Here is a 10,097-nt window from a genome sequence, read left to right as displayed (position 1 = left end):
GACTGGGGCAGCTCGTCCCGGGCACGCTCCCGCGCAGCCGCCGGGCCGATGGCGGGCAGCACCAGCTGTTCCATGAAACGCTTGATAAAAGTGGATTTGCCGCTGCGCACCGGGCCAACCACCCCAATGTAGATATCTCCGCCGGTGCGTGCGCCGATCTCGCGGCAGATGCTCTTCTGTTCCTGATTTGCCAAATTGCTCTCCCCTTCCCGTTTGCGCTGTGCACCGGACAGGATTCCGGTCCGCTTGTTGTAATCGTATGAAACAGGGCGGGGCATTATGCCGGAACGATTTTGAATGCCCTCCGCCTTGCTCTGGGCATATTCAGCGGAAAATTTATTTTATAATTGCAATTCAGGAAAATCTGCGGATTTTCCTGAATTGCTTTTTCACAGATGGGGTCGTAGAGGAAAACAGCATTTACAGCGCCGCTTTCTGCGAAAGCGCGGCGCTGTGGAGGGGCTACCTGTTTGCTTTCAGCATGCTGAACCCTCTCAGGCTCACATTCGTTCGCCAGCTCCCCCGAAGGGGGAGCTTTTTGCAGTAACGGCGCAGTTTCCAGATAAAATGCAAGCCTTGCGGATGCGTCAGAAGCTCCCCCTTTCGGGGGAGCTGGCAAATCCGAAGGATTTGACTGAGAGGGTGAGGATGCTTTCCCTTCTCCCAAGGGGACGGCTGAACTCCCTCTGGCAAAGTCGGACACCTTCTTATTGCAATCGATACTGATGCCATGCAAAAGCCGTTTTCCGTCACAGCCCCATCTGTGAAAATGGTCTAGCGGAATGCCCGCAGGCATTCCGCTAGACCAAAATCTAAAAATTATTTTCCGCTAAGAATGGCAGAGCGAAGCGGAGCCATTTTAAATCGTCCAACAAAAAGAGAGCTGCCGTGCAAAATGCACAGCAGCTCTCGGTATGATCTCTATAAAATTACGGGGTCAGACGGTTGGGGCCGCGGAACAGGAACTCGGCATCCTTGATGGTCAGGCCGCACAGCAGCATGGTCAGGCGGTCGATGCCCAGACCGAAACCGCCGTGGGGCGGGCAGCCGTACTGGAAGAACTCCAGATAGAACTTGACATCATCGGCCAGACCCTTTTCCTCGGCCTGCTTCTTCAGCACCTCGTAGCGGTGCTCGCGCTGGGCACCGGTGGTGATCTCAACACCACGCCAGATCAGGTCGTAGCCCTGGGGCACGCCGTTCTCGTCGCGCATGTGGTAGAACGCACGCTTCTCGGCAGAGTAATCGGTGATGAAGAGGAACTCGTGGCCGTAGTGCTTCTTCACCCACTCATAACTCAGGCGCTCGGCCTCAGTGGTCAGGTCGCCCTTCTCGCTCTCATCGACGGTGTAGCCGAACTCTTCTTCCAGACCCTTGTACAGGTCTGCCAGCTTGACCACCGGGAACGGAGTGGTGGGAACGATCACTTCCTGCCCGAACATCTCCTTGATCTGGTCGCCATAGTTGTCCTTGACGGCCTGCAGACCGGCAGTCAGCAGCTCTTCTTCCATCTTCATCACGTCTTTATAGGAAGTGATGTAGCTGAACTCCAGATCGAAGCCGGAGAACTCGGTGGAGTGCTTGTTGGTGTAGCTCTTCTCGGCGCGGAACACAGGGCCGGTCTCGAAGATGCGCTCAAAGCCTGCAGCCATGGCCATCTGCTTGTAGAACTGAGGGCTTTGTGCCAGATAGGCGTTGCGGTCAAAGTAGTCCACCTTGAACACCTCAGAGCCACTCTCGCTGGCAGCAGCGATCAGCTTCGGGGTGTGGATCTCGATGAAGTTACGGTCCAGCAGGAACTTGCGCATGGCGTTCACAAAGCAGCTCTGTGCCTTGAACATGAGCTGGTTCTCGTCGGTGCGCAGGTCGATCCAGCGGTAATCAATGCGCTGATCGATGCTGGAGCGCTCCACAGCCTTCTTTTTCTTGGTGGCTGCGATCTCCTTGCGGACGATGGGCAGAGCGTTGGCGATGCTCTCGATCTCGATGCTCTCGGGGATCATCTCCACGCCGCCCATCTTGACGTAGTCGTTCTCCACCACCTTGCCGGTGACGGTGATGACGGAATCCGGGGTGAGCTGATCGATGGTATCCACCAGATCGGGGTGATCTTCCTTTTCCACCGTGATCTGCAGCTTGCCGGTAATATCCTTCAGCACGATAAAGGCCATATACTTGCTGTTGCGCAGGTTCTCGATAAAGCCCTGCACCTTGACCGTGCCGCCGATGGCCTTTTGAGCCTCGTTGATATAGGTGCGTTCCATAATACAGGAATCCTCCTTTGACGTCTTGTGTACTGTTTTATTATACGCTTTTCCGGGGATAAATCAAGAGATATGGCGATTTAGAATGGCCTCCGCTGCGCTCTGGCCATCTTCTGCGGAAGAATTATTTTTATTTTGTGTTTGTCGCGGCCTGCGGGCCGCTCCAAGCACCTTTTCACAAATCAGGACAAATCAGCAAAAAATGCAGTTTCTGGTCACAGCCCCTCCGTGAAAAAACAGTTCTGGAAAATCCGCAGATTTTCCAGAACTGCAAACATAAAATCTTTTTCCGCTGAAAATATTCGGGTTGCGGCACGCGGCGGCTATTCTTAATGGTTCTCTTTGCCTGTTTCTTCGTGCAGAGTGCCGGTGCCGCCCTCCACCACGCCGTCGTGCTTAAGCACCGCGGCAATGGTGCCAAAGAAGCATTTCACATCCAGCCCAAAGCTCAGATGCTCCACATACCAGCCGTCCAGCTTGGCCTTCTCCGCGATCTCCAGTTCATCGCGGCCATGGATCTGTGCCCAGCCGGTCAGGCCCGGGCGCACATCGTTTGCATGGTACTTGTCGCGTTCTGCCAGCAAATCATACTGGTTCCACAAAGCAGGCCGCGGGCCGATGACCGCCATATCACCTACAAAGATGTTCCACAGCTGGGGCAGCTCGTCCAGACTGGTCTTGCGCAGGAAATGACCCATGCGGGTGATATACTGGTCCGGGTCGTGCAGCAGATGGGTGGGCATATCGTGGGGCGTGTCGATGCGCATGGTGCGGAACTTTAAAATGTAAAAGTGCTTTTTGCCAATGCCCACACGCTTCTGTTTGAAGAACACCGGGCCGGGCGAGTCCAGCTTGATGGCGACGGCCAGAATGAGAAAAAGCCAGGACAGGCAGATCATGCCGCACAGCGACAGCACCACCGCCAGCAGGCGCTTGATTCCATTGCGATACATGGGTTTCCTCCATTTTCCGATTCAAAGTAACGGTTCCAGTATAACAGTATGGGCCGGAATTTGCAATTGCATCCGCCGCCTGCCGCCGATATTTTTATGCTTTGGCTGCGTTCTGCCGGTTTTGTGGCAAAAAAGTGCCGGTTTTGTCTCTTGTTTTGCAGCGTGGCCCGGGGTAAGATAAAGAAAATGAGAAGTCCACTCCCCCAGTCTCGCTTTCGCTCGACAGCCCCCTCGGAGATGGGGCCTTTGGCAAAACCTCTCACTTTGAGAGAGGTGGCACGCCGAAAGGCGTGACGGAGAGGGCAAGGATGCTACAAGGAGGTTCCCTATGATCCAGCGTTTCCGTTTTGGCTTGCCCCTGCCCACCGACAGTGTGGTGCAGGAGATCCCAGTTTCCGCCGGGCCGGTTCCCTTCCTCACAGCCGAAGAAGACGGCTGGGCCTACCGGATGGCTCCGGATGCCATCGTGTACGGTCTGGGCGAAATGCCCCGCGGCATCAACAAGCGTGGCTGGCACTACGTGACCAACAACACCGATGAAGCCCGCCACAGCGAGGATAAGCTTTCCTACTATGGTGCGCACAATTTTCTGCTCATTGACGGCGGCGCAGGCCGTGAATGCTTTGGTGTGTTCATCGATTTCCCGGGCAAAGTGCGCTACGATATCGGCTACACCGAATACGATGCCCTGCGCTTTGCCACCGAAGAGCCGGATCATGAGCTTTACATCATCACCGGCAACGACCTGAACGATATCAGCCGCCAGTTCCGGCAGCTCATCGGCCGCAGCTATATCCCGCCCAAGTGGGCCTTTGGTCTTGCACAGAGCCGCTTTGGCTACAAGACCGCTGAGGACGTGCGGGAGGTGGCCCGCCAGTACAAAGAGAACGATCTGCCGCTGGATATGATCTGCATGGACATCGATTACATGCAGGACTACGCGGATTTTACCGTAAACAAGCAGCGCTTCCCGGACCTTGCCGCCCTGAGCGCCGAACTGAAAGCACAGGGCATCCGGCTGGTGCCCATCATCGATGCGGGTGTGCGCATCGACCCGGAAAACCCCGTCTGTGCCGAGGGCCTTGCAAACGGTTCCTTCTGCACCAAAGCCGACGGCACCCCCTTTGTGGCGGCGGTGTGGCCCGGCAAGGCTTATTTTCCGGACTTCCTGCGCCCGGAGGTGCGGGAGTGGTTCGGCCGGCAGTACAAGGCACTGACCGACTGCGGCATCGAGGGCTTCTGGAACGATATGAACGAGCCTGCGCTGTTTTACTCGCCCGAGCGGCTCAAAGCTTTCTTTGAGAGCATGGACGAACTGAGCCGGAAGGACAACATCGTGCAGGATGAGTTCTTTGGCAAGGTGGTGGGCGGCGCGCTGGGCCTGATGAACGCCCCCGCGGACTACGCCAGCTTCTACCACGATGTGGACGGCCAGCGGGTGCGCCATGACAGGGTGCACAACCTCTACGGCGGCAATATGACCCGTGCGGCAGGCGAAGCCTTTGCCCGCCTGCGGCCCGGCAGACGCACGCTGCTCTACAGCCGTTCCAGCTTCATCGGCAGCCACCGCTACGGCGGCATCTGGCTGGGTGACAACGCTTCCACATGGGCACAGCTTCTGGCCAATATCCAGATGATGCCCAACGTGCAGCTGTGCGGCTTTCTTTATACCGGTGCCGATCTGTGCGGTTTTTCCTACGATACTACGCCTGATCTGGCTCTGCGCTGGCTGGAGTTCGGCCTGTTCACGCCGCTGATGCGCAACCACGCCACCGACGGCTCCCGGATGCAGGAATACTACCGCTTTGCGGATATGCTGCCTGCCCTGCGGAAGATGCTCCGGCTGCGGTATGCCCTGCTGCCCTACCTTTATAGTACCTTCATGAAGGCGGCATTGGAAAATACCAGTTACTTCCGGCCCTTGGGCTTTGATTTCCCTGCTGACCCGGATGCCCGCGAGGTGCAGGACCAGCTGCTGCTGGGCGAGGGTGTGATGGTAGCGCCTGTCTACACCCAGAACGCCAGCGGACGGCATGTCTACCTGCCGGAAGCAATGAAGCTCTACCGCATCCGCAGTGTAGACGACTACGACACCGAGCTTCTGCCCGCCGGGCACCACTACGTCCGCTGCGCATTGGACGAAGTGCTGCTGTTCATCCGCCCGGGCCATGCGGTGCCGGTGGCAAGACCCGCCAGCTGCACCGCCCAGCTGGACGAGACCAGCCTGACCCTGTGGGCCTGCCCGGACGAAAATGGCAGCGCCCGCTGCCGGATGTACACCGATGACGGCGAGACGAGCGATTTTGCCGCACCGGAGCACTGGAAGACGGTGGAAGCGTAAGCTTATTTTATCAGAAGACCGCTGCCCGACAGGACGGCGGTTTTTTTGTAGAATCTCACTTTTATCAGCTGCAAATTTTACGTTGAATTTCACAGCAGAATTTGTTATACTACAGATGAAGGGAGTTGATCTTATGCCGAACATCAAACCTATTTCTGACCTGCGGAATTACAACGAAGTCCTTCGCGATGTGGAAGCAGGATCGCCGGTTTTTCTTACCAAAAACGGCCGTGGAAAGTATGCCATTCTGGACATGGAAGATTATGAGAAAACGCAGGCTACCATCCGGCTTATGAATGAAATTGCAAAAGGACGGTGCTCTGGTGAGACGGAAAAGCTTTACACTCCGGAAGAAATGAGGGCGCATTTCCGCGCAAGAGCCAATGGAAAATAACCTCATTTATACAACTCGTTCCCGTCAGGACCTGGACGACATCTGGGATTATATCTCGTTCGACTTGCAAAATCTGCCTTCTGCAGAGCGCATTCTGAACCGCATCATGGATGCTGCTGAACAATTAAAGCTGTTCCCGGAAAGCGGTGCATTGCTTTCTTCCGTAGCTCCGCTGGATCATGAACTTTATTTGGATGAGCGCTTTCTCGTCAGCGGAAAGTATCTGATTTTTTATCATGCTTTTCGGAACGATATTTATATTGACCGCGTCCTCTACGGCGGGCGGGATTATCTGCGGGTTTTGTTCCGGGACGCTTTGCAGGAAGAATAAACTCTTCTGCCGTGCTTCAAGAAATGTTTTTGATCGTTTTATAAGCGGCACCGCCGGGAATTTGCATTTTTTCGGCGGTGCCACTTGTATTTTTCTGCGCCGCGCGTTATAATATGCCTTCAGTTCCCTTTATTTACGAAAAATTTACATTTCAGATGCTGTCCTCCTAAGCAGTGTGCAATGCTTCGGAAAACGGCTTCTCCGCGTAAACGATAAAAAGGAGGTACTTTTCTCATGGCTCAGACAAGCCGCTCCGCTGACCTTACCAGCGGCCCGATGCTCCAAAAGATCATCCTGTTCTCCATCCCACTGGCAGCTTCCAGCATTCTGCAGCTGCTGTTCAACGCTGCGGACGTAGTGGTCGTGGGCCGCTTTGCGGGCAGCACCGCACTGGCCGCCGTCGGCTCCAACGGCTCCCTCATCAACCTGCTGGTGAACCTGTTCGTGGGGCTTTCGCTGGGTGCAAACGTGGTGGCGGCCCGCTGCTTTGGTGCAAAAGATGACCACGGCGTGCAGGACACGGTGCAGACCTCGGTGACGCTGGGCCTTGTCAGCGGCGTGCTGCTGGCTGTGGTGGGGTTCTTTGCGGCCCGTGGCCTGCTGGAGCTGATGAGCTGCCCGGAGGATGTGATCGACCTTTCTGCGCTGTACCTTAAAATTTATTTCATCGGGATGCCTATGACCATGCTGTACAACTTCAGCAGTGCGCTGCTGCGCGCCGTGGGCGACACCAAGCGCCCGCTGTACTGTCTGGCAGCAGCCGGTCTCATCAACGTGGTGCTGAACCTTGTGTTCGTCATTGGCTTTTCCATGAGCGTGGCAGGCGTGGCGCTGGCTACCATCATCAGTCAGACCGTTTCCGCCTGCATGGTGACGCGGATGCTGATGAAGGAGGAGGGCGCGCTGCATCTGGATCTGCATCATCTGGGCTTCCACATGGGTGCCCTGAAGCAGATTTTGCTTATCGGCCTGCCTGCCGGTCTGCAGAGCACCGTGTTCAGCCTGTCCAACGTGGTCATCCAGTCGGCCATCAACTCCTTCGGCTCCACGGTGGTGGCAGGCAGTTCGGCCTCCGCCAATCTGGAGGGCTTCGTCTATACCGCCATGAACGCCTTTTCGCAGGCTGCCGTCACCTTTACCAGCCAGAACATGGGCGCACGCAAGTACCAGAACCTGAACCGCGTTGTCCTCAACTGCCTGCTGTGCGCCATCGTCACCGGCGTGGTGCTGGGCGGCGGTGCGGTGCTGGCGGGCACCCAGCTGCTGCACTTCTACTCCTCGGATGCGGCGGTGATCGCCGCCGGATACGAGCGCCTGCGGGTGATCTGCGGCACCTACCTGCTGTGCGGCATCATGGATACGCTGGCCAGCAGCCTGCGCGGCCTTGGCTACAGCGTGCTGCCCATGGTGGTGAGCCTTGTGGGCAGCTGCCTGCTGCGGCTGGTGTGGATCGCCACCATCTTCCAGCTGAACCGCACACCGTTCATGCTGTACATCAGCTACCCCATCAGCTGGGTGCTGACGGCTGCCGTGCATCTGGCCTGCCTGCTGGTGGTGCGGCACAAGATGCGCCAGAGAGGTCAGACACTACAGGCGGCGTAAAGAGAAGCCCTGCGCCCTTGACAATCCCTGAAAAAAGCACTATACTACAAACAGAAAAGGCGCTGTCCGCAATGGTCAGCTCCTTGCCCGTTTAGTCAAGAAAAGATTGACCGCACGAGTTGGTAGCTGGGCGGTCAGTCTTTTTTGCTATCATCGGCTTTGTGCTTGGAAAACATTGTCATGACCTCAACGGCCAGACGGATCACGTCCACGATCAGACCCAACAGTGTGAGAATGAAGGTGAGCAGTGCGAGGGTTTCCAACAGAGTCACCGGATATCCCTCCCTTCGCCTTCAAGGCTCCGGGAAGTTTCATTTTGCAAAAAAGTTCCACTCCCGGAACCTCTGCTTCGTTCTATGTAGAAAGAGCAGCGATAACGGGCAGGAAGCATGACCACCTGCGCTTGCAGACAGCACCTTAACGCCACCCTTATGGGTGGTGTTTTTAGTTTAGCACAGTTTTTTACCTGTTACAACTTCTTTTTATAGTTTTCTCGCCAGCAGGTAACGGTCGTGGCCGCCGTACATTTCCCGCCGGGAGACGATGGCAAAACCGGACGCAAGGGCGTTGTGCAGGCTGTACTGGTTCTGCGGGCTGACGGTAGCACCGATGTGGGTGATTTTTTTCGGGAAAAGCGGCAGCGCTGCTTCCAGCATGAGCCGCTGCAGGCCGTTGCCGCGAAAGTCTGCGTGGACGATGGCGCTGTCCGCATTGGCCCAGTGCTCCCACTCGGTGCGCGGCACATCCATGAAGGCCGCATAGTTGTGTGCGCTGCGCCCGCAGAAGCGCACGATGAGATACCCGCCAAGGCGGCTGCCCTGCCATGCGCCGATGCACAGGTCATTGCGGACATAGGCCGTGATGTTTTCCAGCGTGTCCGGCACGAACTGCTCCGGGTCCGGCATGGCGGCGCGCACCTCGTTTTGCAAGGCGTACACCGCCGGGGCCTGCTCCGGCGTGCAGCGGCGCAGCTGCATGGACACCGGCGGCTGCACCGGCTGGCCGCAGATCTTGTGCAGAAAAACTTCCATCTTGCGTTTCCCTCCAAAATAAAATCATACTTTTTCGCTGTTTCCAGTATAAATGCCGCTTTTATAAATGTCAATTTATGTTATAATAAAGTATAAAGGGGTTTGCGGCGTATGGCGTGGTCACAAAGGTGCCGTGCGGCGCAGGCTTCAAGTCCCGGCGGGGAGCATCCCCTGCCCGTGAACGGAGGAACCGAACCATGAAGGAATCTGCACTTACCTCTTCCAACCGATTGGGCGGTGCTGTGATCAGCGACCGCATCGTTGCCAGTCTGCTGGAAGAGCTGCGCACCGGACGCTATGCCCGGGCCGACCGTCTGCCCGCCGAGGTAGATCTTTCCGCTGAGCTGGGCGTGAGCCGCACCGTCATCCGCGATGCTTTGAGCGAGATGGAGCGCGCAGGCTATGTGGAACGCGTGCGCGGCATTGGCACGGTGGTGAACCGTACAGTGCTGAGCCTGCGCAGCCGGCTGGACCAGAAGCTGGAATACTACCCGCTGATCCGCAGCTTTGGCAGCTACCCCCACGCCGATGGCATTCAGGTATTTCCCATCCGTGCCGGTGAAGAGCTGGCCCGCGATCTGGAAATTGAGCCGGGCGACGACGTGATCTGCATCAAAAAGCGCATTCTGGCCGATACCACCCCGGTGATCTACTCCATCGACTACCTGCCCAGAGCACTGTTCGGTGCCAGAGACTACACCCGCATCGACCTGACCGGCGGCGTGTTCGATATTCTGGAACGGGAGTGCCACCAGCAGATCTCCTCCAACGTCGCCCACCTGAAGGCAAGCTGTGGCGATGATGCCATCCGCTCCGCCATGCGCCTTGCTCCGGGCGAGGCCATGCTGCTGCTGGACGAAGTGTGTTTCAATCGTTTGTGCCGCCCGGTGATGCGTTCGCTGAGCTACTACACAAACTTCTTTGATTTTTCCATTTTACGCAAGCTGCTCTAAACCAAAAAACTGACGGAGGTATGCACCCATGCGACATCTGATCGACCCGTTGGATTTTACCCAGCAGGAAATTTCCACTCTGCTCGACCTGGCCGACCGCATCCATGACGACCCGGCCGCGTATCAGGAGGTAGCCCGGCATAAAAAGCTGGCTACCCTGTTCTACGAGCCTTCCACCCGCACCCGCCTCTCCTTTGAGGCAGCCATGCTGAACCTTGGCGGCCATGT

General features: G+C 56.8%; 10 protein-coding genes and 2 pseudogenes. 6 read left to right on the top strand and 6 right to left on the bottom strand.

The features are described from left to right. The 4 genes and pseudogenes from QZL71_RS10115 to QZL71_RS10100 form a co-directional block, all read right to left on the bottom strand. A pseudogene (locus tag QZL71_RS10115) lies at positions 1-194 on the bottom strand (stage IV sporulation protein A); the annotation flags it as partial. 83 nt (positions 195-277) lie between these two features. Next, positions 278-736, bottom strand: a complete 459-nt coding sequence (locus tag QZL71_RS10110; RefSeq protein ID WP_294648630.1) for a hypothetical protein — start codon at positions 734-736, stop codon at positions 278-280. Between the two features lie 193 nt (positions 737-929). Next, on the bottom strand, positions 930-2,264 hold the full coding sequence (gene aspS / locus QZL71_RS10105; RefSeq protein ID WP_005941202.1) for an aspartate--tRNA(Asn) ligase: 1,335 nt from the start codon (positions 2,262-2,264) through the stop codon (positions 930-932). 329 nt (positions 2,265-2,593) lie between these two features. Next, a complete protein-coding gene (locus QZL71_RS10100; protein WP_005941208.1) occupies positions 2,594-3,217 on the bottom strand; it encodes a sugar transferase in 624 nt (207 codons plus the stop codon). A gap of 328 nt (positions 3,218-3,545) precedes the next feature. On the opposite strand from QZL71_RS10100, the gene QZL71_RS10095 reads away from it, so the two are divergent. From QZL71_RS10095 to QZL71_RS10080, 4 genes are all read left to right on the top strand, one after another. Then, a complete protein-coding gene (locus QZL71_RS10095; RefSeq protein ID WP_294648629.1) occupies positions 3,546-5,558 on the top strand; it encodes a glycoside hydrolase family 31 protein in 2,013 nt (670 codons plus the stop codon). A 133-nt stretch (positions 5,559-5,691) separates the two neighbouring features. Next, complete coding sequence (locus tag QZL71_RS10090) at positions 5,692-5,952, top strand: type II toxin-antitoxin system prevent-host-death family antitoxin (protein ID WP_097774897.1); 261 nt, start codon at positions 5,692-5,694, stop codon at positions 5,950-5,952. Further along, complete coding sequence (locus QZL71_RS10085) at positions 5,942-6,283, top strand: type II toxin-antitoxin system RelE/ParE family toxin (protein ID WP_097774896.1); 342 nt, start codon at positions 5,942-5,944, stop codon at positions 6,281-6,283. The genes QZL71_RS10090 and QZL71_RS10085 overlap by 11 nt, the downstream gene beginning before the upstream one ends. 234 nt (positions 6,284-6,517) lie before the next feature. Further along, positions 6,518-7,885: an MATE family efflux transporter gene (locus QZL71_RS10080; RefSeq protein ID WP_154255425.1), complete on the top strand. Its 1,368-nt coding sequence runs from the start codon at positions 6,518-6,520 to the stop codon at positions 7,883-7,885. Between the two features lie 134 nt (positions 7,886-8,019). Here the strand turns inward: QZL71_RS10080 and QZL71_RS10075 are convergent, their stop codons facing one another. Further along, a complete protein-coding gene (locus tag QZL71_RS10075; RefSeq protein ID WP_154255424.1) occupies positions 8,020-8,157 on the bottom strand; it encodes a hypothetical protein in 138 nt (45 codons plus the stop codon). 210 nt (positions 8,158-8,367) lie between these two features. Further along, positions 8,368-8,916 (bottom strand): GNAT family N-acetyltransferase, encoded by a 549-nt coding sequence (locus QZL71_RS10070; RefSeq protein WP_294648628.1) that lies wholly within the window; start codon positions 8,914-8,916, stop codon positions 8,368-8,370. Between the two features lie 197 nt (positions 8,917-9,113). On the opposite strand from QZL71_RS10070, the gene QZL71_RS10065 reads away from it, so the two are divergent. Then, a complete protein-coding gene (locus tag QZL71_RS10065; protein ID WP_294648627.1) occupies positions 9,114-9,869 on the top strand; it encodes a GntR family transcriptional regulator in 756 nt (251 codons plus the stop codon). Between the two features lie 28 nt (positions 9,870-9,897). Next, positions 9,898-10,097, top strand: a pseudogene (locus QZL71_RS10060) (aspartate carbamoyltransferase); the annotation flags it as partial.

Source organism: uncultured Faecalibacterium sp., from assembly GCF_900066275.1.
Lineage (GTDB): Bacteria > Bacillota > Clostridia > Oscillospirales > Ruminococcaceae > Faecalibacterium > Faecalibacterium taiwanense.
Note: the sequence above shows the minus strand (reverse complement) of the source record. Positions and strands in the feature narration are given on the sequence as shown.